Origin of the sequence: Streptomyces sp. NPDC005435 (assembly GCF_040703155.1) — a bacterium.
GTDB lineage: Bacteria > Actinomycetota > Actinomycetes > Streptomycetales > Streptomycetaceae > Streptomyces.
This window is the reverse complement of record NZ_JBEXEQ010000010.1, coordinates 86,391-110,400: the sequence shown is the minus strand read 5'-3', so window position 1 is coordinate 110,400 and position 24,010 is coordinate 86,391. Positions and strand designations below refer to the sequence as shown.

Below are 24,010 nucleotides of genomic sequence, written 5' to 3'. Positions count from 1 at the left end.
GGGCATTTGTAGCGCACGACACAGGGCAGACGGGCAACCTCCGCATCAATCCGGACATTTGCCGACCGGGGCGAACACAAAGGGGCCCTGACGGATCGTCTGCCGTCAGGGCCCCTGCGCGCGTACGGGCGTCTCCGCCCCTCGCTGCTCGTCGCTACTCGGCCGGCACCACGGTGACCGGACCGATGCCGAGGGCCTCCACCGGCTCCTTGATCTGAGCGGCGTCACCGACGAGGACGGTCACCAGCCGGTCCGCCGGGAAGGCGTTCACGACGGCGGCGGTGGCCTCCACGGTGCCGGTCGCGGCCAGCCGGCGGTACAGCTCGGCCTGGTAGTCGTCGGGCAGGTGCTGCTCGACCTGGTCGGCCAGCGTCCCGGCGACGGCGGCGGCCGTCTCGTACTTCAGCGGGGCCACGCCCACCAGGTTCTGCACGGCCACGTCCCGCTCGGCGTCGGTCAGGCCCTCCGCCGCGAGGGTGTTCAGCACGGTCCACAGGTCCGCGAGCGCCGGACCGGTGTTCGGCGTGTCCACCGAGCCGCTGATGGCGAGCATGGAGGCGCCCGTGCCGTCGGCGGAGGAGCGCAGCACCTGGCCGAAGGCGCGCACCCCGTAGGTGTAGCCCTTCTCCTCGCGCAGGACGCGGTCCAGGCGGGAGGTGAGGGTGCCGCCGAGGCAGTAGGTGCCGAGCACCTGCGCGGGCCACACCCGGTCGTGCCGGTCGGAGCCGGTACGGCCGATGAGCAGCTGGGTCTGGACGGCGCCGGGCCGGTCCACGATGACCACGCGGCCGGTGTCGTCGGACGTCACCGGCGGCACCGGGCGGGGCGTGCCCGGCGTGCCCGTCCAGGCGCCCAGGGTCTCGGTGAGGAGCCCGTCCAGGTCGGTGTCGGTCAGGTCGCCGACGACGACCACGGTGGCCGTGGCCGGGCGCACATGGCGGTCGTAGAAGGCGCGCACGGCGGCCGCGTCGATCTTCTCGACGGTGTCCTCGGTGCCCTGGCGCGGGCGCGACATGCGCGCGGAGGCCGGGAACAGCTCCTTGGACAGCTCCTTGGCCGCGCGGCGGGCCGGGTTGGCCAGCTCGTGCGGGATCTCGTCCAGGCGGTTGCGGACCAGGCGCTCGACCTCGCTCTCCGCGAAGGCCGGGTCGCGCAGGGCGTCCGCGAGCAGGCCGAGGCCCTTGGGCAGCCGGGAGACCGGGACCTCCAGGCTGAGCCGGACGCCGGGGTGGTCGGCGTGCGCGTCCAGCGTGGCGCCCGCGCGCTCCAGCTCGGCGGCGAAGTCCTCGGCGCTCAGCTCGCCGGTGCCCTCGGAGAAGGCGCGCGCCATGATCGTGGCGACACCGTCGAGCCCGGCCGGTTCGGCGTCCAGGGGCGCGTCGAGCAGCACCTCCACCGCGACGACCTGCTGGCCGGGGCGGTGGCAGCGCAGCACGGTGAGGCCGTTGTCCAGCGTGGAGCGCTCGGGCGCCGGGAACGCCCACGGCTTCGCCTCGCCCGGCTGCGGCTGGGGGTGGAACTCCATGGTGGCGAGCTCGGTCACTTGGCCGTCTCCTCGTTGTCGTGGCCGGCCTCTACGGTGGCCTCGTGCTCCGGGTCGTCGGGCAGGTCGGCGTCCTCGACCGTCTCCGGGGACTTGGGCTCGTAGACGAGGACCGCGCGGTTGTCCGGGCGCAGGCGCGCCTTGGCGACCTCCTGGACCTCCTCCGGGGTCACCTCCAGGACGCGCTGGACGGCCGTCAGGGCGAGCTGCGGGTCGCCGAACAGGACGGCGTACCGGCACAGTTCGTCGGCGCGGCCCGCGACCGTGCCGAGCCGGTCCAGCCACTCGCGCTCCAACTGGGCCTGGGCGCGCTCCATTTCCTCCGGAGTCGGGCCCTCCGCCGCGAAGCGGGCCAGCTCCTCGTCGATGGCGGCCTCGATGACCGGCACCTCGACGTCGCCGGAGGTCTTCACGTCGAGCCAGCCCAGCGAGGGCGCGCCGGCCAGGCGCAGCAGGCCGAACCCGGCCGCCACGGCCGTACGGTCGCGGCGCACCAGGCGGTTGTACAGCCGGGAGGACTCGCCGCCGCCGAGGATGGTCAGCGCGAGGTCGGCCGCGTCACTCGCGCGCGTGCCGTCCTCGGGGAGCCGGTAGGCGGCCATCAGGGCGCGCGCCGGGACCTCCTCGACGACGACCTCGCGCAGCTGCTCGCCGATCACCTCGGGCAGCGCGCCGTCGCGCGGGGCGGGCTTGCCGTCGTGGCCCGCGATGGAGCCGAAGTACTTCTCGATCCAGGCGAGCGTCTGCTCGGGGTCGATGTCGCCGACCACGGAGAGCACCGCGTTGTTCGGCGCGTAGTAGGTGCGGAAGAACGCGCGCGCGTCCTCCAGCGTCGCCGCGTCCAGGTCGGCCATGGAGCCGATCGGCGTGTGATGGTAGGGGTGGCCCTCGGGATAGGCCATGGCGGTCAGCTTCTCGAAAGCGGTGCCGTAGGGGACGTTGTCGTAGCGCTGGCGGCGCTCGTTCTTGACGACGTCGCGCTGGTTCTCCATGGACTCGTCGTCCAGGGCGGCCAGCAGGGAGCCCATGCGGTCGGCCTCCAGCCAGAGGGCGAGCTCCAGCTGATGGGCGGGCATCGTCTCGAAGTAGTTGGTGCGCTCGAAGCTGGTCGTGCCGTTCAGCGAGCCGCCCGCGCCCTGGACCAGCTCGAAGTGGCCGTTGCCCTTGACCTGGCCGGACCCCTGGAACATCAGGTGCTCGAAGAGGTGGGCCAGTCCGGTGCGGCCCTTGACCTCGTGCCGGGAGCCGACGTCGTACCAGAGGCAGACCGCCGCCACCGGGGTCAGGTGGTCCTCGGAGAGCACCACGCGCAGACCGTTGGCCAGGCGGTGCTCGGTCGCTGTCAGGCCCCCGGAGCCTGCCTCGGCTGTGGTCGTGTGACCCATGGGCATGTACGTCCCTTCGCAAGCGGAGGCGGTCGAAAGAAACCGCTGTTTTCCTGCCGTTCCTGCCACTGTATGCAAAGCGTGCGAGGGCCCGGCGGAGTTCCCGCCGGACGTACGCCCTGAGCGGATCGCGTAGCCTGCGTCAGACGTGCTCATGGCGGGCGCGGTACCGGACGGCGCCGAATCGCGGCGGCCGGACCGGGCGGACCGCCGGGCGTCGGGGCTTTCCCCCTCTCGGACCGGGGCGCGGCCCGCAGTGTCAGTGCCTCGGTCCACAATGGTCCGCGTCAGATCCGTCAACCGCCTCAGCAAGGAGCCGGCAGCGATGGCCCGCCGCAGTACGAAGACCCCGCCGCCCGACGATGCGTACGAGGAGAAGATCCTCGACATCGACGTCGTGGACGAGATGCGCGGCTCCTATCTGGAATACGCGTACTCGGTCATCTACTCGCGCGCCCTCCCGGACGCCCGCGACGGACTGAAGCCGGTGCACCGGCGCATCGTCTACCAGATGAACGAGATGGGCCTGCGCCCCGAGCGCGCGTACGTGAAGTGCGCCCGCGTGGTCGGCGAGGTCATGGGCAAGCTGCACCCGCACGGCGACACGTCGATCTACGACGCCCTCGTGCGCATGGCCCAGCCCTTCTCGATGCGCGTGCCGCTGGTCGACGGCCACGGCAACTTCGGCTCGCTGGGCAACGACGACCCGCCGGCCGCCATGCGGTACACCGAGTGCCGGATGGCCGAGGCGACGAGCCTGATGACCGAGTCCATCGACGAGGACACGGTCGACTTCGCGCCGAACTACGACGGCCAGGAGCAGGAACCGGTGGCCCTGCCGGCCGCGTTCCCGAACCTGCTGGTCAACGGCGCCTCCGGCATCGCGGTCGGCATGGCGACCAACATGCCCCCGCACAACCTGCGCGAGGTCGTCGCGGCCGCCCGCCACCTCATCCGGCACCCGGGCGCGGACCTGGACGCCCTGATGCGGCACGTCCCGGGCCCCGACCTGCCCACCGGCGGCCGGATCGTCGGCCTGGACGGCATCCGCGACGCGTACGCGACGGGCCGCGGCACCTTCAAGATCCGCGCCACGGTCGCCGTCGAGACGGTCACCGCCCGCCGCAAGGGCCTGGTCGTCACCGAACTGCCCTTCGCGGTCGGCCCCGAGAAGGTCATCGCGAAGATCAAGGACCTGGTCAACGCGAAGAAGATCCAGGGCATCGCGGACGTCAAGGACCTCACCGACCGCGAGCACGGCCTGCGCCTGGTCATCGAGATCAAGAACGGCTTCGTGCCGGAGGCCATCCTGGAGCAGCTGTACAAGCTGACGCCCATGGAGGAGTCCTTCGGCATCAACAACGTCGCCCTGGTCGACGGCCAGCCCCTCACGCTGGGCCTGAAGGAACTCCTCGAGGTCTACCTCGACCACCGCTTCGAGGTCGTGCGCCGCCGCAGCGAGTTCCGCCGCGGCAAGCGCCGCGACCGGCTCCACCTGGTGGAGGGCCTGCTCACCGCGCTGGCCGACATCGACGAGGTCATCCGGCTGATCCGCTCCAGCGAGAACTCCGCGCAGGCCAAGGAGCGCCTGATCGAGCGCTTCGGGCTGAGCGACATCCAGACGCAGTACATCCTGGACACCCCGCTGCGCCGCCTGACGAAGTTCGACCGGATCGAGCTGGAGGCCGAGCAGGACCGGCTCAACCAGGAGATCGAGGAGCTGACCCGGGTCCTGGAGTCGGACACCGAGCTGCGCAAGATGGTCTCCGACGAACTGGCCGCCGTCTCCAAGAAGTTCGGCACCGACCGGCGTACGGTCCTGCTGGAGTCCACCGCCTCCCAGGTCGCCACCGTGCCGCTCCAGGTGGCCGACGACCCGTGCCGGGTGCTGCTGTCCTCGACCGGCCTGCTGGCCCGTACGTCGAACGCCGAGCCCGTTCCGCAGGACGGCGGACGCACCAAGCACGACGTGATCGTCTCGGCGGTACGGACGACCGCGCGCGGCGAGGTCGGCGCCGTCACCTCGGCAGGCCGGCTGCTGCGCGTCAACGTGGTCGATCTGCCCCAGCTGCCCGACACCGCGACCGCGCCGAACCTCTCCGGCGGCGCGCCGCTCGCGGAGTTCGTGTCCCTGGAGGACGACGAGACGGTGATCTGTCTGAGCACCCTCGACGAGTCGTCACCGGGCCTCGCGCTCGGCACCGAACAGGGCGTGGTCAAGCGCGTGGTGCCCGACTACCCGTCCAACAAGGACGAGTTGGAGGTCATCTCGCTCCGGGAGGGTGACCGGATCGTCGGCGCGGTGGAACTGCGCACCGGCGAGGAGGACCTGGTGTTCATCACCGACGACGCCCAGCTCCTGCGCTATCAGGCGAACCAGGTGCGTCCACAGGGCCGTCCGGCGGGCGGTGTGGCGGGCATCAAGCTCACCGAGGGCGCGAAGGTGATCTCGTTCACGGCGGTCGATCCGGCCGCCGACGCGGTGGTGTTCACGGTCGCGGGCTCCCGCGGCACGCTGGACGACTCGGTGCACACGACGGCCAAGCTGACCCCGTTCGACCAGTTCCCGCGCAAGGGACGGGCGACGGGTGGTGTCCGCTGCCAGCGGTTCCTGAAGGGCGAGGACTGTCTGTCCCTGGCCTGGGCGGGACCGGTCCCGGCGCGGGCGGCGCAGAAGAACGGTCTCCCGGCGGAGCTGCCGGAGCTGGATCCGCGCCGGGACGGCTCCGGTACGTCGCTGGCGAAGCCGGTGGCCGTGGTGGCGGGACCGGTGGTGTAGCGGCGGTTCCCGCCGGTCGCTAGGTGCCGGGCTCGTCCTCGGAGCCCGGTACGTAGCGCAGGACGCCCCACATGGCGTGCTCGTCCGGCTGAGGCGCGCTGTCGTCACGGCAGGCGTCGAGTTCCTTGCGGAGCGCTTCGGTGTCGATGCCCGAGCCGATGAGCACGAGCTGGGTGAGACGGTCCCCGTCCCGCTGCGGCCAGGGCTCGGGGTAGAAGCGCAGGAAGCGGCCGACGGCGTGCACGGCGTACCGGTTGCCGCTGTCGTGCGCCCCGAAGTCCACGTACCCCTTGATCCGGTACAGCCCGTCCGGCCTGCTGTCCAGGAACCGCATGAGCGCGCGGGGGTTCATGGGCGCGGTGGAGGTGAAGGACAGGCTGTCGTAGCCGGTGTGCAGGTGGGAGGCGTGCGTGTCGTCGTCCTCGTCGCCGTCCGTGTGGAGGTCGTCGAAGGAGAGCTGGCCGACGCGCTCCTCACTGGGCCTGCACTCGAAGAGGAACTCCGGGTCGATGCGGCCGTAGGTGGCGGCGACGACCGGGGCGCCGTCGGCGAGTTCGCGCACCTGCGCGAGGACCCGTTCGGCGTCCTCGGCGCGGTCGAGCTTGTTGACCACGACGAGGTCCGCGAGCGCGAGGTGCCGGTCGATCTCGGGGTGCCGGGCGCGGGTGGCGTCGAACTCGGCCGCGTCCACGACCTCCACGAGCCCGCCGTACACGATCCCGGGCAGCTCGCTGGCCAGCACCATCCGCACGAGTTCCTGCGGTTCCGCGAGCCCGCTGGCCTCGATGACGATCACGTCGATGCCGGCGGCGGGCGCGGCGAGGCGCTCCAGGTAGGAGTCCAGTTCGCTCGCGTCGACCGCGCAGCACAGACAGCCGTTGCCGAGCGAGACGGTGGAGTCCCCGAGCGCACCCGCGACCGCCATGGCGTCGATCTCGATGTCCCCGAAATCGTTGACGACGGCCCCGATCCGGCTGCCCCCGCTGCGGTGCAGCAGATGGTTGAGGAGCGTGGTCTTCCCGGACCCGAGGAACCCGGCGAGCACGACGACCGGGATCTGCTGCGGACTGTGACTGCTCCCCACCGGGCGGCACCCTTCCTTCGGCTCTCACCGGGCACGGCGTCCCGGCACGGGGCGCGGCGCCCGGCGGACGGACTGTCCGACCAGGATACGAGGGGCGCCCGCGCGGGACCGGGACGTACGCCGGGCGCGGAAACCGTACGCCGGGCAGGGACCCCGGGGAGATCCACTCGTGAACCCCGAGTCCTACCCACACCGCGACCCGGACATACCCCCGCCGGTGAGCGACCCGGGCGGAAGTCAGGTTAGGCTCACCTCTGTGAGTAGGTGCGCGACCGTCTCCCGGAGCCTCGACGAGCCCGTTTCCGGTACGGCGGCCACGGCGACGACGTGGCTGCTGCTGGAACAGCCCGGGCCGTGGGGCGTCAAAGCGCTCACGTCGAGCCACCTCGACCCCGTGCTGGGCCGCGCCCTGGAGGCGGCCGCCCAGGGCACGGGAGTGCGCGTCGTCCTGATCCGGCGCCCGGGGCGCCACGCGGACCACGGAACGCCCTCCGAGCGCCGGGTGTACGTGGCCCACACCGTCCCCGGGAACGTCTGGCTGTACGAGGCCACCACCCGCGATCCCCACCGGCTGCTCGGCCTGGACTTCGCCGCGCTCGGCGCCGGCGACCCGCGCTCCCTGACCTCGGTGCTGGGCGCCCGGCCGCACACCGGCGACCCGCTCGCGCTGGTGTGCACCAACGGCAAGCGCGACCGCTGCTGCGCCCTGCTCGGCCGTCCGCTGGCCGCCGAACTCGTCGCCTCCGGGGTCCCGGGCGTCTGGGAGGTCACTCATCTGGGTGGACACCGCTTCGCCCCGACGGTGCTCGTCCTGCCGTACGGCTACGCGTACGCCCGCGCCGAGGCCCACACCGTCAAGCAGGCTCTGCACAGCGCCGAGGAAGGGCGCGTGACGGTCCAGGACAACCGGGGCTGCTCCGCCTGGGAACGCCCGGGCCAGGCCGCCGAACTGGCCGTACGGTCGGCGGCGGACGTGTACGAGGCGGGCGTGCTCTCCGTCGTACGCACCGAGGGCGCGGCCCCGCGCTGGGAGGTCACCGTCACCCACACGGACGGCCGGGCCTGGCGCGTCGTCATCGAACAGACGGCTTCACTGCCGCCGCGCCCGGAGAGCTGCGGCGCGACGGTACTCGGAGCACCGGGCCGCCTGGACGCCGTGGCGATCCACGAGCTGCGGCCGGCGACGCTGGCGGGCTGACCATGCCGGCGGGCCTGAGCACGTCGGCGGGCTGAGCAGCCGGAACGTCTTCCGCGCGACCCCTGGGCCCGCGCGCGTCCGCCGCGTACGGTCCAGCCCATGAGTGCCGCTTCCCCCGCCCGCCGGGTCCGCCTCGGACTCCCCCGGCGGGCGTTCTCGCAGGTCCTGCTCATGCAGGTGACGACCGCCGCCGGTGTCGCGATCCTGGCGACCGGGCTGTTCCTCGCGCCGCTGAGCAGACAGCTGGACCAGGAGGCGATGCGCCGCGCGCTGGTCATCGCGCAGACCACGGCGCAGGACCCCGCCATCGCCCAGGGCGTCCTGACGACGCGGCCCACCCGCACAGGGCCGGTGCAGCGCGAGGCGGAGCGGATCCGGCGCGCGACCCGCGCCGAGTACGTCGTCGTCATGGACACCCGGGGCGTGCGCTGGTCCCACCCCACACCCGGCGAGATCGGCCATCCCGTCTCCACCAGCCCGAGGCGCCCCCTGTCCGGCGCCCAGGTCATGGAGATCGACCGGGGCACGCTCGGCCGCTCGGCGCGCGGCAAGGTGCCGCTGTACGACGCCGGTCACCGGATCGTCGGGGCGGTCTCGGTCGGCATCGCCTACGACAGCGTGCGCGCCCGGCTGGTGAGCGCGGTGCCGGGGCTCCTGGCGTACGCCGGGGGCGCGCTCGCGGTGGGCGCGCTGGCCGGGTGGCTGATCTCCCGCCGGGTCCAGCGGCAGACCCGTGACCTGGCGTTCTCCGACATCTCGGCGCTGCTCGCGGAACGCGAGGCGATGCTGCACGGCATCCGCGAGGGCGTGGTCGCGCTCGACCGCGCGGGCCGGATACGGCTGCTCAACGACGAGGCGGCCCGGCTCCTCGGCATCGGTGACGAGACGGTGGGCCGCTCCCCGGACGAGGCGCTGGGCGAGGGCCGGGTGACGGAGGTGCTGACGGGCCGGGTCACCGGCACCGATCTGCTCGCCGTGCGCGGGCCCCGCGTCCTGGTCGCCAACCGCATGCCCACCGGCGACGGCGGCGCCGTGGCCACCCTGCGCGACCGCACCGAACTGGAGCGCCTCGGCCGTGAACTCGACTCCACCCGGGGCCTGATCGACGCCCTGCGCGCCCAGGACCACGAGCACGCCAACCGGCTGCACACCCTGCTCGGCCTGCTGGAACTGGAGATGTACGACGACGCGGTGGACTTCATCGGCGAGGTGGTCGGCGACCACCGGGCCACCGCCGAACAGGTCACCGAGAAGATCCAGGACCCGCTGCTCGCCGCCCTGCTGGTGGGAAAGGCGACCGTCGCCGCCGAACGCGGGGTCGCCCTGCGCCTGTCCGAACGCACCTGGGTCCCGGACCGGCTGGTCGATCCCCGCGCGCTGGTCACGGTGGTCGGCAACCTCGTGGACAACGCCCTGGACGCCGTCGCGGGCACCCCGCGGGCGCGCGTGGAGGCCGAGCTGTACGCCGAGGACCGTACGGTCGTCCTGCGCGTACGGGACACCGGTCCCGGCGTGCCCGAGGGGCGGCGCGAGTCGGCGTTCACCGAGGGCTGGTCCACCAAGGAGCCGCCCGCGCACGGCAAGCGCGGCATCGGGCTCGCGCTGGTACGACGGCTCGCGCAGCGGCAGGGCGGGAGCGCGACGGTGGGGGCGGCGGAGGGCGGGGGCGCGGAGTTCACGGTGGTGCTGCCGGAGGCGCTGACCGCCGAGGCGCGCTGAGGGGTCTCAGCGCGCCGGGTGTCAACGGGCCGGGTGTCGACGGGCCGTCACCTGGCCGCCTTCTCGGCGAACTCGGTGGTGTAGGTCTTCTCCAGGTCCACGTCGGCGTTCTTGATGTTCGGGTTGAAGGCCTTGAGGACCCTCTCGACGGTCTCGGGCCCGTTCTCGGGCATCACGCCGTCCTTGGTGAACATCGGCAGCGTGCTCTTGATCGCCTCGGCGTACAGCTTCTTGTCGCCCTGGGAGTAGTCGGCGGGCATCTTCGCGGCGATCTGGTCGGCGCTGTGCGAGGACATCCACCGCAGCGTGCGGACGAACGCGTCGGCCAGCTTCTGCACGGTCGCCTTGTGGTCGTTCACCCAGTCGGTGCGCATGTACAGGCTGGAGGAGGGGTACGGCCCGCCGAGCGCCTTCTGCGAGCCCTCGGGCGTGCGCATGTCGACGAGCACGCTGCCGGCCTTCTTCTCCAGGATCGTCGCCACGGTCGGGTCGGTCGTCATGCCCGCGTCGATGGAGCCCTGCTGGAGCGCGGCGATGAACGTCGGTCCCGCGCCGACCGCGACCGGGCTGAACTCGTTGACCTTCACCCCGTGCTTCACCGCGAGGTACTTGGTGAGGAAGTCGGTGGACGACCCCAGCCCGGTGACGCCGAGCTTGCGGCCCTTGAAGTCGCCGGGCGAGGTGATCTCGCCCTTCCGCTTGGCCGAGACGACCTCCACCTCGCCGGGCGCCCGCGAGAACTGCACCACGGACTCCACCGACTTGCCGTTCACCTGGAGGTCGAGGGTGTGGTCGTAGAAGCCGACACAGCCCTGGACCTGGCCGGAGACGAGCGCGGTCTCGGCCTGGACCCCGGCGGGCTCGGTGAGCAGCTCCACGTTGAGCCCGGCGTCACGGAAGTAGCCGAGGCGCTGGGTGAGCATCGCGGGCAGGTAGATGACCTTGTCCAGGCCACCGACCATGATCTTGACCTTCTCACCGTTGCCGCCACTGCCCGAAGAGGTCGTACCCGCCACCTCGTTGGCGCAGGCGGTGAGGGAGGAGACGGCGAGGAGACAGGCGGTGGCGAGGGAGGCGTAGCGGGCGCGGGTGCGCATGGGAGTCACGTCCTTGTGAGCGGGGGCGCGGGCGGCGGTGGGTTCGGAGCGGGGCGGCGGCCTTGGAACGGAGCGGTCACTGCTCGGAGTTCGTCGGCTTCCAGCGGAAGATGCGGCGCTCCGCGAAGGTCAGCAGGCCCTCCGCGAGCAGGGCCACGACCGCGAGGATGACCATCGCGGCGTACACACCGGCGGAGTTGAGGGTGCCCTGCGACTGGGCGACGAGCAGACCGATGCCCCGGGTGGCGCCGATGTACTCGCCCACGATGGCGCCGATCAGCGCGAAGCCGAAGCTGACGTGCAGACTGGTGAAGATCCACGAGGTGGCCGAGGGGATGACCACCCGGAGCGTCACCTGACGGTCGCTCGCGCCGAGCATCCGCGCGTTGGAGACGAGGTTGCGGTCCACCTCGCGGGCGCCCTGGAAGGCGTTGAAGAACACCGGGAAGAAGACCAGCACCACGGCGGAGGCGACCTTGGAGGCCGGGCCGAGCCCGAACCAGATCAGGAAGACCGGCGCCAGAACGATCCGGGGAATCGAGTTGAGCACCTTGATGTAGGGGCCGAGCAGGTCCGCGAGGAAGGCGACCCGGCCGAACGCGATGCCCAGCACCACACCGGCCGCGACCCCGATGAACCAGCCGAGCAGCGCCTCGTACAGCGTGTACGCGATCTGCTCGCCCAGCGAACCGAGCGCCGTCCCGTGCAGCGTCCAGGACTGGATCTGGTCCCAGATGGCCGACGGCATCGAGAAGTTGAACGGGTCGATGACCTTCGCGCGGGACAGCCCCTCCCACAGGCCGAGCACGGCCACGAGGAGCAGTATCCGGGCGACCAGGACGACCGCCTTGCGCCTGCGGGCGGCCCGGGCCCGCGACTGCGCGCGGTCCTGGGGCTTGGCGGTGGTGACCAGGGGCGTGGACAGCGTCTCAGGCGACATCCGCGGCACCTCGCTCACGGGTGATGCGGACCTCTTCGCCGAGGGAGGCCCAGATCTCGCGGTAGATCTCGATGAACCGCGGCTCCAGGCGCACCGACTCGACCTTGCGCGGCCGGGGCAGGTCGATGTCGAAGACCTGCTTGACGGTCGCGGGCCCGGCGGTCATCACCACGACCTTGTCGGCCAGGGCGATGGACTCCTCCAGGTCGTGGGTGACGAACACGACGGAGGCGCCGGTGCCCTCCCACAGCTCCAGCAGTTCGTCGGACATCAGCGCCCGGGTCTGCACGTCGAGCGCGGAGAACGGCTCGTCCATGAGCAGGATCTCCGGGTCGTTGACGAAGGTCGCGGCGAGGGCGACGCGCTTGCGCTGGCCGCCGGAGAGCTGGTGCGGATAGCGGTCCTCGAACGCGGCGAGCCCGACCCGGGCCAGCCAGGCGCGCGCCTTCTCCTTGGCCTCCGCCTTGGGCACGCCCCGGAAACGGGGGCCCGCCATCACATTGGCCAGCACGGTCCGCCAGGGGAAGGTCGCGTCCTGCTGGAAGACGAACCCGACCTTGCCGCCGACCCCGTCGACCGGCTCCCCGGCCACCAGCACCTCACCCTCGCTGGGCTCCTCTAGCCCGCTGACGAGGGTGAGCGTCGTGGACTTGCCGCAGCCGGTGGGGCCCACGACGGCGACGAACTCACCGCGCCCCACGGTCAGGTCCAACTCCCGGACAGCCGTGTGCAGTTCGCCGGACGGCGTCCTGAACCTCTTGGTCGCGCCCCTCAGCTCGATGGCGGGGCTGGTGTCTGCGCTCATACCGGGGGACGGTAGGTGTGGCCCCCGCCACAGCAGCAGTCTTGTGAGCGCAACCCGTTCTTTTGCTCGCAAGAGGCTGTTGTGCTCGTTCTGCTCACGCTAGAACTGCGGAGCCGAAACACGGGCTTAACGCGCGGGCCCCCTGCACGCCGGCCTGGGAAGGGTGGGCCTCATGATTGACGTCCTGGTGGTGGACGACGACTACCGCGTTGCCGAGATCAACGCCAAGTACGTGGGAAAGGTTCCCGGCTTCCGGGTCGCCGCCCGCGCGCACAGCGCCGCCCAGGCCCTGGCCGCCGTCGAGCGCGGCAGCATCGACCTGGTCCTGCTCGACCACTATCTGCCGGACGGCACCGGCCTCGAACTCGTCCACCGCATGCGGCAGCAGGGCCACGGCGCCGACGTCATCATGATCACGGCGGCGGGCGACGTGGCGACCGTCCAGCAGGCCATGCGCCTCGGTGCGCTGCACTACCTGGTCAAGCCGTTCACCTTCGCCGCCCTGCGCGGCCGGCTGGACTCCTACGCCGCGCTGCGCCGCACCATGGAACGCGTCGGCGGCCGCCAGGTCACCGGCCAGGAACAGGTCGACCGCATCTTCGGCGCCCTGCGCACCGCCCCGGCCCCGTCCGTGCCGGGACTGCCCAGCGGCCACTCGGAACCCACCAACGAACTCATCTGCGAGGTCCTGCACCACGCCGACCACCCGCTGTCGGCCCACGAGGTCGCGGCCCGGACCGGCCTGAGCCGGTCCACCGCCCAGCGCTACCTCCGCCGCCTGGAGCAGTCGGGCCGCCTGCGCCTCTCCCTCAAGTACGGCGACACGGGACGCCCCGAGCACCGGTACGCCTGGGTGACCCCCTGAACGCGACCGGTGCCTCCGGCTGCCCGTACTGCTCGTCTCCCGCGCTCACACCGCGCCCGCCCCGGTCAGCGAACGCACCTCGGTCTCCGCGAACTTGGCCTCGTCCGGCACCTCGTCCGAGGTGACCGTCCCCAGCCAGCCCGCCAGGAAACCGAGCGGAATCGAGACGATCCCCGGGTTCTGCAACGGGAAGTACTGGAAGTCCACGTCCGGGAACAGCGACCCCGGACTGCCCGACACCACCGGCGACAGCACCACGAGCACCAGCGCCGGAACCAGCCCGCCGTATACGGCCCACACCGCGCCCCGCGTGGTGAACCCCCGCCAGAACAGCGAGTACAGCAGCGCCGGCAGGTTCGCCGACGCGGCCACCGCGAAGGCCAGCCCGACCAGGAAGGCGACGTTCAGATCGCGGGCCAGCAGCCCGAGCGCGATGGCCACGACCCCGATGAAGGCCGCCGCGACCCGCGCCACGGTCACCTCGCTGCGCGCCTTGGCACCCGGCCGCCGCAGCGACGCGTACAGGTCGTGCGCCACCGACGCCGAGGAGGCCAGGGTGATCCCGGCGACCACCGCGAGGATCGTCGCGATGGCCACGGCCGCCACCACCGCGAACAGGACGGTGCCGCCGGTCGACTCGGCACCGCCGCCCAGGTCGAGCGCGAGCAGCGGAATCGCCGTGTTCCCGGCCGCGTTGGAGGAGCGCAGGGTGTCCGCCCCGACGACCGCCGTCGCCGCGAACCCCAGGATGATCGCCATCAGATAGAAGCCGCCGATGAGCCCGATCGACCACACCGTGGACCGCCGGGCCGCCCGCGCGGTGGGCACCGTGTAGAACCGGGACAGGATGTGCGGCAGCCCCGCCGTGCCGAACACCAGCGCGAGCCCCAGGCTGATGAAGTCCAGCCGCGCCGTCCAGCCCCCGCCGTACTTCAGCCCCGGCGCCAGATACCGCAACCCGTGCCCGCTGCGCTCCGCCGCCGTCACCAGCAGCTGGTTGAGGTCGCCGTGGAACCGCACCAGCACCATCACGGTCAGCGCGATCGTCCCGACGAGCATCAGGACCGCCTTCACGATCTGGATCCAGGTCGTCGCCCGCATCCCGCCCAGGGACACATAGACCACCATCAGCGCGCCGACCGCGATGACCGTCCACGCCTGCGCGGCCGCGCTGGTGCGCCCGAGCAGCAGCGCCACCAGACTGCCCGCGCCGACCATCTGCGCCACCAGGTAGAGCACCGACACCGTGACCGAGGACGTCCCGGTCGCGATCCGCACCGGCCGCTCGCTCATCCGCGCGGCCAGCACGTCGGCCAGGGTGAACCGCCCGCAGTTGCGCACCAGTTCCGCCGCGAGGAACAGCACGAGCAGCCACGCCACGAGGAACCCCACGGCATACAGCAGCCCGTCGTAGCCGTACAGCGCGATGAGTCCCGCCACCCCCAGGAAGGAGGCCGCCGACAGATAGTCGCCCGAGATCGCGAACCCGTTCTCCAGCGGGGTGAAGAGCCGCCCGCCCGCGTAGAACTCCTCCGCCGAACCGTGCCGCCGACGGCTCACCCACGTCGTGATGCCCAGCGTCACGGCCACGAAGACGCTGAACAGCACCAGCGTCAGCGTCTGGTGATGGCTCGTCACAGCACACCTCCACGGACGCCTCGGGCCAATTCCTGCGTGTCCCAGCGCAGTTCCAGCGCGGCCCGGTCCCGGCGCAGCCGCGCGTGCCGGGCGTAGGCCCAGGTGAGCAGGAAGGTGCTGACGAACTGCCCCAGCCCCGCGAGCATTCCCACGTTCACCGCACCGGCCACGGGCCGGGCCATGAGCCCCGGCGCGGCGGTCGCGGTGACCACATAGGCGACGTACCAGAGGAAGAAGGCCGCGACCGCCGGAACCACGAACCGCCGGTACCGGCTGCGCACTTCCTGGAACGCGTCGCTGCGCTGGACCTCCAGGTACACATCCCGGGCCCGGACGGTCACCGCCTCGGCCTCACCGCGCGCGGCCGGCACGGCCGGCGCGGGCCGGCCCACTCCGTCCAGGTCGGCGCGGCCGGTGGTCTGCGTGTCGTACCAAGGGTCCTCGTGCCGGACATCGGGGGAAGTCACGCCCTGCTCTTCCTGGTTGTCGGCCGCACCGCGGGGGCTCTCCTCGGCCCCGTGGGTCCGGCCGTTGCTCGACTGCATACCCAAGGATGGACAGATCGGGAAGTTCCCCGACAGCTCCTGCCGTATCACTTCACCCCATCAGGTGAGGCAAGTCACTCCGCCCTCGGCCGCACCAGACGTTTCGCATACGCGTAACGCACCGCCTGGGCACGGTCCTTGAGCCCCGTCTTCGCGAACAGGTTGTTGATGTGCGTCTTCACCGTCGCCGTGGAGACGTGCAACTTACGCGCGATCTCCTGGTTGGTGAGCCCCTCCGCGATCAGCACCAGCACCTCGATCTCGCGCGCGGTGAGTCCGTCGGGCGCCTCTGGCGGCTGGGGCGTGGCAGCGGCCTCGGTCTCCGACAGCCGCTCCAGCAGACGGCGTTGGACACTCGGGGCGAGCCCCGCGTCTCCCGACAGGACGCTCTCCACCGCCCGCACGATCTCGTCCCCGCCCGCGTCCTTGGTGAGATAGCCCCGCGCTCCCGCCCGCAGCGCCGCGAACAGCGAGTCGTCGTCCGCGAAGGTGGTCAGCACCACGACCTGCGTCCTCGGATAGCGGCCGCGGATGAGCCGGGTGGCCTCCACCCCGTCGCAGCGGGGCATCCTGAGGTCCATCAGCACCACGTCCGGGTCGAGTTCACCGACGAGCCGCACCGCGTCCTCGCCGTCCCGCGCCGCGCCGACGACCTCCAGGCCGGGCAGCAGCCCGAGCAGCATCACGATGCCCTCCCGCACGACCGTCTGGTCGTCGGCGACCACCACGCGCGCGGCCTTCCTCCCTCCGTCCGCCCCTGTCATACGGGCACCTTCAATGTCACCGCGAACCCTTCCTCGTCCGGCCCCGCGTCCAGCGAGCCGCCCAGCAGTTCGGCGCGCTCCCGCATACCGAGCAGACCGTATCCGCCGCCGGAGCCGGCGAGTTCCCCCGGACGGCCCCCGGCGTCGCGGACGTCCAGCGTCACCTCGCGCTCGCCGTAGTCCAGCCGGACCCGCACGGTGGCGCCCCGGGCGTGCTTGCGGACGTTCGTCATCGCCTCCTGGGCCACCCGGCGCACGGCCTGGGAGCACTCGGCCGGCAGCGGTCTGCGCTCACCCGTGACGGTGACCTCGGCGCCGTCGGTCCCGCTGACGAGACCGGTCAGGAACTCCTCCAGCGGGCTCAGCTCGCCCCGCAGCGCCGACAGCGCCTGCCGGGTCTCGTCGAGTCCGTCCCGGGCCATGCCCCGCGCGGCCACCACCCGCTCCAGGATCTGTTCCCGGTCGGCGCCGCGTTCGATGAGCAGCCGGGCCGCTTCCAGGTGGACCAGCTGCGCGGAGAGGCTGTGGGCCAGCACGTCGTGGATCTCCCGGGCTATCCTCGCCCGCTCCCCCAGCGCCGCCGACTCCGCCTCGGCCTCCCGGGCGGCCCGCTCCTGGGCGAGCAGCCGCTGCGCGTTGCCCCGGGACTCCGCGTCCAGCCGCAGGACGTAGCCGGCCAGAGCCATCCCCACCACCGTGGCGGCGGTGGTCAGCCACACGTCGTTGTTGACCGCGGAGTAGGAGGCGAGGGCCACCGCCGCCACCGGCACGGCGGCTCCGAGCGGCAGCCGCTGGAGCGCGGTGATCCCGCAGCCGCACCAGATCACCAGGGCGGGTCCGCCGAAGCCCGTGGCCTGCGCGAAGACCGCGATGCCCAGCAGGGCGGAGACGAGGGCCAGGGACGGCAGGAGCCGGTGTGCGTAGGTCGTCCGGAAGAAGCCCCACGCGGCGGCGGCCGCGAGCAGCACGACGGCGACGGCTATGGCCGCGCTCCCGATGCCGAGCTGTTTCCGGCTGAAGGCGCCCCACAGCAGCACGGCGAGCAGCAGCACCCTGACCGCCCGGGAGTACAGCCGCTTGGCCTGGGAGACGCCGCTGCGGCCCAACGCCTCGCGGGACGGCCAGCGGGTCCACATGTTCTCGTTCACACGCGCTCCTTCCAGGCCGGCCGCGTTCCGTCACCGTACGCCGGGCCCGAACCTCCGGCGGAGCCCAGGCCGCCGGTCGCGGTGCCCGGAGCGACGGTGGGGGCGCCCGGAGGGACAGTGGCAGCGCCCGGAGAGGCAGTGGCGGCGCCCGGCGAAACGGTCGCGGAGCCCAGCGTCCGGGCCCGCCAGGTCAGGACCCCGGTGCGGACGAGCAGGGTCGCGGCGAGACCGAGCATCAGCGCGGAACTGTCCTGGTGGATGCCGAAGCCGCGGCCGAGTCCGAAGAGACCGACCCGGAGGGCTATGCCCACGGCCCACACCAGCCCACTCGCCCTGGTGCTCTTGGTCCAGACGACGCCGTCCTCCGCCGTCCACAGCCGGGAGGTCCACGCCCAGCCGGCCCCGACGGCCAGGCCGACGAGGATCTCGACGGCGAGCAGGGCGGCCGAGCCGACGCGGTGGTGGTCGTCGAGTATGCCGGGGCCGCGCAGCGCCATGAAGGCCAGGATCGCGGGCAGCAGCCACCAGCGCCGGTCGGTGTCGATCGCACGGGCGCGGAACTGCCGCGCGATCACAAGGGCGGCGATGACCACGATCACCAGCGCGTTGACCAGCCCGGACATGGCTGCCTCCGTGAGCGAGAAGGGGATTCGGCGGCGAGCGCTGCCGATGCCTTCGAAGTTACGGAAATCCGGGAGCCGGGAGATCGGAGCGGGGGTGGATCACGGGTGGAAACCCGAGCCGCCCTGTCCTCCACCCACGGGTGGAGACGCCCTGGGGGGAAACCCCGAAGGGGCGGGGAGGGCCCACCCAGGCCCTCCCCGCCCCTTCCAAGCTCGCCACGGCCACCCGGCACCTCGGGCCGCCGGCACTTTCACCCGCCCGACCGACGCCCCGACCGATGCCCCGGCCGAAGCCCCGGCCGAAGCCGAGCGCAGCGCCTACGCGTCGATACGCGACCGGTCCAGCGTCGCCGCCGAGCTGGAGATGAACTCCTTGCGCGGGGCCACGTCGTTGCCCATCAGCAGGTCGAAGACCTCCTCGGCGGCCTCCAGGTCGGCGAGGTTGATGCGGCGCAGGGTGCGGTGGCGCGGGTCCATCGTGGTCTCCGCCAGCTGGTCGGCGTCCATCTCGCCCAGGCCCTTGTAGCGCTGGATGGAGTCCTTGTACCGGATGCCCTTGCGCTGGAACTCCATGAGCTTGTCGCGCAGCTCACGGTCCGAGTACGTGTAGACGTACTTGTCCTGCCCCTTCTTCGGCTGGATCAGCTCGATGCGGTGCAGCGGGGGCACGGCGGCGAAGACCCGGCCCGCCTCGACCATCGGCCGCATGTAGCGCTGGAACAGCGTCAGCAGCAGACAGCGGATGTGGGAGCCGTCGACATCGGCGTCGGTCATCATGATGATCTTGCCGTAGCGGGCCGCGTCGATGTCGAACGTGCGCCCCGAGCCCGACCCTATGACCTGGATAATCGCGCCGCACTCGGCGTTCTTGAGCATGTCGGTCACGGACGAGCGCTGCACGTTGAGGATCTTGCCCCGGATGGGCAGCAGGGCCTGGAACTCGGAGTTGCGCGCGAGCTTGGCCGTGCCGAGCGCGGAGTCGCCCTCGACGATGAACAGCTCGCTGCGGTCCACGTCGTCGCTGCGGCAGTCGGCCAGCTTGGCGGGCAGGGACGAGGACTCCAGGGCGGTCTTGCGCCGCTGGGCGTCCTTGTGCTGGCGGGCGGCCACCCGGGTGCGGGCGGCGGCGACGACCTTCTCCATGACCACGCGGGCCTGGGCGGCGGCGTCCCGCTTGCTGGAGGTGAGGAACGCCTTGAGTTCCTTGGAGACCACGTTGTGCACGATGCGGCGGGCGGCCGAGGTGCCGAGCACCTCCTTGGTCTGGCCCTCGAACTGCGGCTCGGCCAGACGCACCGTGACGACCGCCGTCAAGCCTTCCAGCGCGTCGTCCTTGACGACGTCGTCCTCGGCCACGCGCAGCATCTTCTTGGCGCGCAGCATCTCGTTCATCGTCTTGGTGATCGCCTGCTCGAAGCCGGCGACATGGGTGCCGCCCTTGGGGGTGGCGATGATGTTGACGAAGGACTTCAGGGTCGTGTCGTAGCCCGTGCCCCAGCGCAGGGCGACGTCGACGCCCAGCTCGCGGGTGACCTCGGTCGGGGTCATCTGACCGTGCTCGTCCAGAACCGGGACGGTCTCCTTGAACGTGCCCTGGCCCGAGAAGCGGAGCACGTCGCACACCGGCTTGTCGGCGGCCAGGTACTCACAGAACTCGCTGATGCCGCCGTCGAAGCGGAAGGATTCCTCACCCTTGCTGCCGCCCTCGCCGAGACCCATCTCGTCGCGCACGACGATGGTCAGGCCGGGCACCAGGAAGGCGGTCTGGCGGGCCCGCTGGTGCAGGTTCTCCAGCGAGAGCTTGGCGTCCTTGAGGAAGATCTGCCGGTCCGCCCAGTAGCGCACGCGCGTGCCGGTCCGGGCCTTGGCGATCTTCTTCGTCTTGACCAGGCCGCTCTTGGGCTCGAACTTGGCGTCGGCGCCCTCGCCGGTGAAGGCGCCGGGCACGCCGCGCCGGAAGCCGATCGCGTGGGTGTGGCCGCCGCGGTCGACCTCGACGTCGAGGCGCGCGGAGAGCGCGTTCACCACGGAGGCGCCCACGCCGTGCAGACCGCCGGAGGCCGCGTAGGAGCCGCCGCCGAACTTGCCGCCCGCGTGCAGCTTGGTCATGACGACCTCGACGCCGGACAGGCCGGTCTTCGGCTCCACGTCCACGGGGATGCCGCGGCCGTTGTCCCGCACCTCGACGGAGCCGTCGTCGTGGAGGATCACCTCGATGTGGTCGCAGTAGCCGCCGAGGGCCTCGTCCACGGAGTTGTCGATGATCTCCCAGAGGCAGTGCATCAGACCGCGGCTGTCGGTCGAGCCGATGTACATGCCCGGGCGCTTGCGCACGGCCTCAAGGCCCTCGAGGACGAGGAGGTGCCGCGCGGTGTAGTTGGAACCGTCGCGGTCTGCTCCTGCCAGCAGCGCTGTGGACGGCACGGACGTATCGGCGGTCACGCGGTTCGCTCCTCGCTGAATTTCAGATGAGCCCCTCATGGGTAAGGGGCCGGCTTCGGTCGCCGCTCAGAGGGTACCGATGCCTGGTAGAGCCGGTGTAACGCCACCCTCGTCGGGGAACTCACCCTAGTGCACGCTCGTACGAGCGTTCGATCACACGATGGAGTGAAACCCACATCACGTTCCCTTCGAGGCATGAACCATTTAGGCTCCGGGCACGTCCTCATGAACAACCGGCAACCCAGCCGGGAGGACACAGACCGAATGAGCGCGAACCCGTAAGCACACAAGAAACGCACTACGGCACATTCGCCGCCAACCGGCAGCAGACAGCCACCCGGAAAGATTTTTCCGACGGAAACCCCCGAGCGGGAACGATTTCGGGCTGGTTGGATGTTGACCCTGGTACGACAGCTCGTCGAGCTAGAGAAGAGGCGACGTGACTACTGTTCTGACCCCCGCGAGCCCCCTGACGGCCGCCGATCGCTGCGACCGCTGCGGCGCCCAGGCATACCTGCGCGTCGTCCTGCTCAGCGGCGGCGAACTGCTCTTCTGCGCCCACCACGGTCGCAAGTTCGAGCCGGAACTCAAGAAGATCGCCGCTGAGATACAGGACGAGACGGAGCGGCTGACGTCCCTTCCGGGCACCGCCTCCACCGAAGAGCGCTGAACCTCGCACACCCGACGAGCCAGCCCCGGCACCAGGCCGGTGAGCGGGCGGCCGCTCCCCTCGCGGAAGCGGCCGCCCGTCGCTCGTAACCGGACTCACAGCCGGAAGAGACCCCTCAGCCGCCACCGAAGGCGGCTGTACGGCGACTGACGGCCCCCTGAGCCGTTCCCAGCACCTTCGCGACCTCGGACACCCGCGTGTAGACGCCGGGGCTTCCGGGGCGCCCGCAGCCGTTCCCGAAGGACACCAGCCCGATCAGCCGCCCGCCGGCGACGAGCGGGCCACCGCTGTCCCCCTGGCAGGCATCGGGACCACCGGCCTCCTCGCCCGCGCACAGCATCGTGTCGGCGCGGTAGGCACCCTCCGCCCCGCCCGGGTAGGCGCGGGCGCAGACCTCGTCCGCGAGGACGTGCAGCCGGGCCGCGTGCAGCTGCTTCGCGTAGGCACCCTGCCCGCTGGTGTCGCCCCACCCCGACACCAGCGCCTCCGTACCGGCCGCGTAGGCCGCGTCACCCGCTTCCGCCATGCGCACGAGGGTGTTCTCCGGCAGCGGCCGGGCGAGCGTGAGAACGGCGAAGTCGCCGGAGTTCGCCGCGGCGTCGTAGTCCGGGTTGACCTCGGTCTTGCGTACGGGGATCTCCTCGCCGTCCCCCGACAGCAGATCGGTGCGGTTGGCGATGACCTTGAGATCGCGGACGTTCTCGGGCGGCCCGCCCAGGGCGCCCTCGGACAGGCAGTGCGCCGCGGTGAGCACCGTGGTCGGCGCGACGGCCACCCCGCCGCAGAACTGCCCCGCCCGCGTACCCCCGAACCGGTCACGGCTGGACAGCGCCACCGTCCACGGCGCCGTCGAGACATCGATCGGGAATCCCCCGACCACCACGCCGCCGGCGGCCGAGGGAGCCGCCCCGGCCAGGGGTATCGCGGTCAGGACGGCCGCCAGGATCAGCGGCCGGATCAGCATCCGGGCAACGGTACGACGCATCGAGGCGCTCCTCACTCAGGGTGGCGATGAGACACCCAGAGTGATCCACTTCGCGCCCGCCCGCAGCACGAAGGCCCGGCTCCCGCAGGGGGAACCGGGCCTTCGCCGTCATACGGCCTGGACTAGTCCAGGTAGTCGCGCAGGACCTGCGAGCGCGACGGGTGGCGCAGCTTCGACATGGTCTTCGACTCGATCTGACGGATGCGCTCGCGCGTCACGCCGTACACCTTGCCGATCTCGTCGAGGGTCTTCGGCTGACCGTCGGTGAGACCGAAGCGCATCGAGACGACGCCGGCCTCGCGCTCGGAGAGCGTGTCGAGCACCGAGTGCAGCTGCTCCTGGAGGAGCGTGAAGCTGACGGCGTCGGCGGGGACGACGGCCTCGGAGTCCTCGATGAGGTCACCGAACTCGCTGTCGCCGTCCTCGCCCAGCGGGGTGTGCAGCGAGATGGGCTCGCGGCCGTACTTCTGGACCTCGATGACCTTCTCGGGGGTCATGTCGAGTTCCTTGGCCAGCTCCTCCGGGGTGGGCTCGCGGCCCAGGTCCTGGAGCATCTGGCGCTGCACACGGGCGAGCTTGTTGATGACCTCGACCATGTGCACCGGGATACGGATGGTGCGGGCCTGGTCGGCCATGGCGCGGGTGATCGCCTGACGGATCCACCAGGTGGCGTACGTGGAGAACTTGTAGCCCTTGGTGTAGTCGAACTTCTCGACAGCGCGGATCAGACCGAGGTTGCCCTCCTGGATCAGGTCCAGGAAGAGCATTCCGCGGCCGGTGTACCGCTTGGCCAGGGAGACCACCAGACGGAGGTTGGCCTCCAGCAGGTGGTTCTTGGCGCGGCGGCCGTCCTCGGCGATGATCTCCAGCTCGCGCTTGAGCTTCGGGGCGAGCTTGTCGGAGTTGGCGAGCTTGTCCTCGGCGAACAGGCCCGCCTCGATGCGCTTGGCCAGCTCCACTTCCTGCTCGGCGTTGAGCAGGGGAACCTTGCCGATCTGCTTCAGGTAGTCCTTGACCGGGTCGGCGGTGGCGCCGGCCGCGGCGACCTGCTGCGCGGGCGCGTCGTCCTCGTCCTCGTCGGACAGCACGAAGCCGGCGGCCTCGGTGCCCTCGGGCTCGTCGGCGGCCTTGGTCTCCTCGATGACCTCGTCTTCGAGGAGCTCGCCGTCGTCCTTCTTGGACGTCGTCTTCTTCGCCGCGGTCTTCTTGGCCGTGGTCTTCTTCGCGGCCGTCTTCTTGGCGGTGGTCTTCTTGGCCGCGGCCTTCTTGGCGGGGGCGGCGTCCTCGTCGTCACCCGCCGCGGAGGCGGCCGGGGCGGTCGTGGAAGTCGTGGCCTTGCGGGTGGTCACCGTCTTCGCCGCGACCGTCTTGGTGGTGGTGCGCTTGGCGGGGCTCTTCGCTGCGACGCTCTTGCGGGTGCGCTTGGGCTCTGCGGCACTGACCATCAGCGTCACACCCTCTTCCTCAAGGATCTGATTGAGGCTGCGCAGAACGTTCTTCCACTGAGTGGCCGGAATCTGGTCGGCTTCGAAGGCCCGACGCACATCGTCGCCGGCAATCTGCCCCTCAGCCTTTCCCCGCTCGATGAGCGCCATGACAGAGACGGACTCGGCGATCTCCGGCGGGAGCGTACGGGATGTGCTGGCCGACACGAACAACCTCTCGGAACGTTGGAAAACGGCTTCCGGCTCCGTCCGACACGGACAGGAACCGACCACCGGCCTGGGGATGGGCCGACGGCGCGGGCGGGGCCGGGGAAGTCACACAGCGCCTGGTACGG

Annotated in this window: 19 protein-coding genes; 5 read left to right on the top strand and 14 right to left on the bottom strand. The window is 71.4% G+C overall.

Annotation, left to right across the window (positions count from 1 at the left end; translation table 11 throughout):
- Nucleotides 1-154: 154 nt before the first annotated feature.
- Both AB0898_RS14745 and AB0898_RS14740 read right to left on the bottom strand, forming a co-directional pair.
- The gene (locus AB0898_RS14745; protein WP_366803286.1) at nt 155-1,543 is read right to left on the bottom strand and encodes a pitrilysin family protein; all 1,389 of its coding nucleotides are present in this window, start codon (nt 1,541-1,543) and stop codon (nt 155-157) included.
- Nucleotides 1,540-2,934 carry a pitrilysin family protein gene (locus AB0898_RS14740; protein ID WP_366803285.1) on the bottom strand — a complete coding sequence of 465 codons (1,395 nt, stop codon included), beginning with the start codon at nt 2,932-2,934 and terminating at the stop codon, nt 1,540-1,542. Before AB0898_RS14740 ends, AB0898_RS14745 begins: the two co-directional genes overlap by 4 nt.
- Nucleotides 2,935-3,253: 319 nt before the next feature.
- On the opposite strand from AB0898_RS14740, the gene AB0898_RS14735 reads away from it, so the two are divergent.
- Nucleotides 3,254-5,707, top strand: a complete 2,454-nt coding sequence (locus AB0898_RS14735) for a DNA topoisomerase IV subunit A (protein ID WP_366803284.1) — start codon at nt 3,254-3,256, stop codon at nt 5,705-5,707.
- Nucleotides 5,708-5,726: 19 nt separating this feature from the next.
- Here the strand turns inward: AB0898_RS14735 and AB0898_RS14730 are convergent, their stop codons facing one another.
- Nucleotides 5,727-6,791 carry a GTP-binding protein gene (locus AB0898_RS14730; protein WP_366803283.1) on the bottom strand — a complete coding sequence of 355 codons (1,065 nt, stop codon included), beginning with the start codon at nt 6,789-6,791 and terminating at the stop codon, nt 5,727-5,729.
- Nucleotides 6,792-7,047: 256 nt separating this feature from the next.
- Between AB0898_RS14730 and AB0898_RS14725 the strand changes: the two genes are divergently transcribed.
- Nucleotides 7,048-7,989, top strand: coding sequence for a sucrase ferredoxin (locus AB0898_RS14725; RefSeq protein WP_366803282.1), 942 nt, complete (start codon nt 7,048-7,050; stop codon nt 7,987-7,989).
- A gap of 99 nt (nt 7,990-8,088) precedes the next feature.
- Nucleotides 8,089-9,708 carry a sensor histidine kinase gene (locus AB0898_RS14720; RefSeq protein ID WP_366803281.1) on the top strand — a complete coding sequence of 540 codons (1,620 nt, stop codon included), beginning with the start codon at nt 8,089-8,091 and terminating at the stop codon, nt 9,706-9,708.
- Nucleotides 9,709-9,755: 47 nt separating this feature from the next.
- Here the strand turns inward: AB0898_RS14720 and AB0898_RS14715 are convergent, their stop codons facing one another.
- The 3 genes from AB0898_RS14715 to AB0898_RS14705 all read right to left on the bottom strand — a co-directional run bounded on the left by AB0898_RS14715 (nt 9,756) and on the right by AB0898_RS14705 (nt 12,550).
- Nucleotides 9,756-10,805: an ABC transporter substrate-binding protein gene (locus AB0898_RS14715; RefSeq protein WP_366803280.1), complete on the bottom strand. Its 1,050-nt coding sequence runs from the start codon at nt 10,803-10,805 to the stop codon at nt 9,756-9,758.
- A gap of 76 nt (nt 10,806-10,881) precedes the next feature.
- Nucleotides 10,882-11,745, bottom strand: a complete 864-nt coding sequence (locus tag AB0898_RS14710; RefSeq protein WP_366803279.1) for an ABC transporter permease — start codon at nt 11,743-11,745, stop codon at nt 10,882-10,884.
- Nucleotides 11,735-12,550: an ABC transporter ATP-binding protein gene (locus AB0898_RS14705; protein WP_366803278.1), complete on the bottom strand. Its 816-nt coding sequence runs from the start codon at nt 12,548-12,550 to the stop codon at nt 11,735-11,737. Before AB0898_RS14705 ends, AB0898_RS14710 begins: the two co-directional genes overlap by 11 nt.
- A gap of 172 nt (nt 12,551-12,722) precedes the next feature.
- Here AB0898_RS14705 and AB0898_RS14700 point away from each other — a divergent pair, with 172 nt between their 5' ends.
- On the top strand, nt 12,723-13,415 hold the full coding sequence (locus AB0898_RS14700; RefSeq protein WP_366803277.1) for a response regulator: 693 nt from the start codon (nt 12,723-12,725) through the stop codon (nt 13,413-13,415).
- A gap of 45 nt (nt 13,416-13,460) precedes the next feature.
- Here AB0898_RS14700 and AB0898_RS14695 read toward each other — a convergent pair whose 3' ends face one another.
- From AB0898_RS14695 to AB0898_RS14670, 6 genes are all read right to left on the bottom strand, one after another.
- A complete protein-coding gene (locus tag AB0898_RS14695; protein WP_366803276.1) occupies nt 13,461-15,053 on the bottom strand; it encodes a cation acetate symporter in 1,593 nt (530 codons plus the stop codon).
- Entirely contained in the window at nt 15,050-15,598 is a 549-nt protein-coding gene (locus AB0898_RS14690; RefSeq protein WP_366803275.1) for a DUF485 domain-containing protein, read from the bottom strand. Before AB0898_RS14690 ends, AB0898_RS14695 begins: the two co-directional genes overlap by 4 nt.
- A gap of 74 nt (nt 15,599-15,672) precedes the next feature.
- Nucleotides 15,673-16,362 (bottom strand): response regulator transcription factor, encoded by a 690-nt coding sequence (locus tag AB0898_RS14685; protein WP_366803274.1) that lies wholly within the window; start codon nt 16,360-16,362, stop codon nt 15,673-15,675.
- Nucleotides 16,359-17,510, bottom strand: a complete 1,152-nt coding sequence (locus AB0898_RS14680; RefSeq protein WP_366803273.1) for a histidine kinase — start codon at nt 17,508-17,510, stop codon at nt 16,359-16,361. Before AB0898_RS14680 ends, AB0898_RS14685 begins: the two co-directional genes overlap by 4 nt.
- Nucleotides 17,507-18,133 carry a DUF1453 domain-containing protein gene (locus AB0898_RS14675; RefSeq protein ID WP_407078344.1) on the bottom strand — a complete coding sequence of 209 codons (627 nt, stop codon included), beginning with the start codon at nt 18,131-18,133 and terminating at the stop codon, nt 17,507-17,509. Before AB0898_RS14675 ends, AB0898_RS14680 begins: the two co-directional genes overlap by 4 nt.
- A 318-nt stretch (nt 18,134-18,451) precedes the next feature.
- On the bottom strand, nt 18,452-20,575 hold the full coding sequence (locus tag AB0898_RS14670) for a DNA topoisomerase IV subunit B (RefSeq protein ID WP_366803272.1): 2,124 nt from the start codon (nt 20,573-20,575) through the stop codon (nt 18,452-18,454).
- Between the two features lie 439 nt (nt 20,576-21,014).
- On the opposite strand from AB0898_RS14670, the gene AB0898_RS14665 reads away from it, so the two are divergent.
- The gene (locus AB0898_RS14665; RefSeq protein WP_366803271.1) at nt 21,015-21,245 is read left to right on the top strand and encodes a hypothetical protein; all 231 of its coding nucleotides are present in this window, start codon (nt 21,015-21,017) and stop codon (nt 21,243-21,245) included.
- Nucleotides 21,246-21,360: 115 nt separating this feature from the next.
- Here the strand turns inward: AB0898_RS14665 and AB0898_RS14660 are convergent, their stop codons facing one another.
- Nucleotides 21,361-22,230, bottom strand: a complete 870-nt coding sequence (locus AB0898_RS14660) for a serine protease (RefSeq protein ID WP_366803270.1) — start codon at nt 22,228-22,230, stop codon at nt 21,361-21,363.
- Nucleotides 22,231-22,352: 122 nt separating this feature from the next.
- Entirely contained in the window at nt 22,353-23,882 is a 1,530-nt protein-coding gene (locus tag AB0898_RS14655) for an RNA polymerase sigma factor (protein ID WP_366803269.1), read from the bottom strand.
- Between the last annotated feature and the right edge of the window lie 128 nt (nt 23,883-24,010).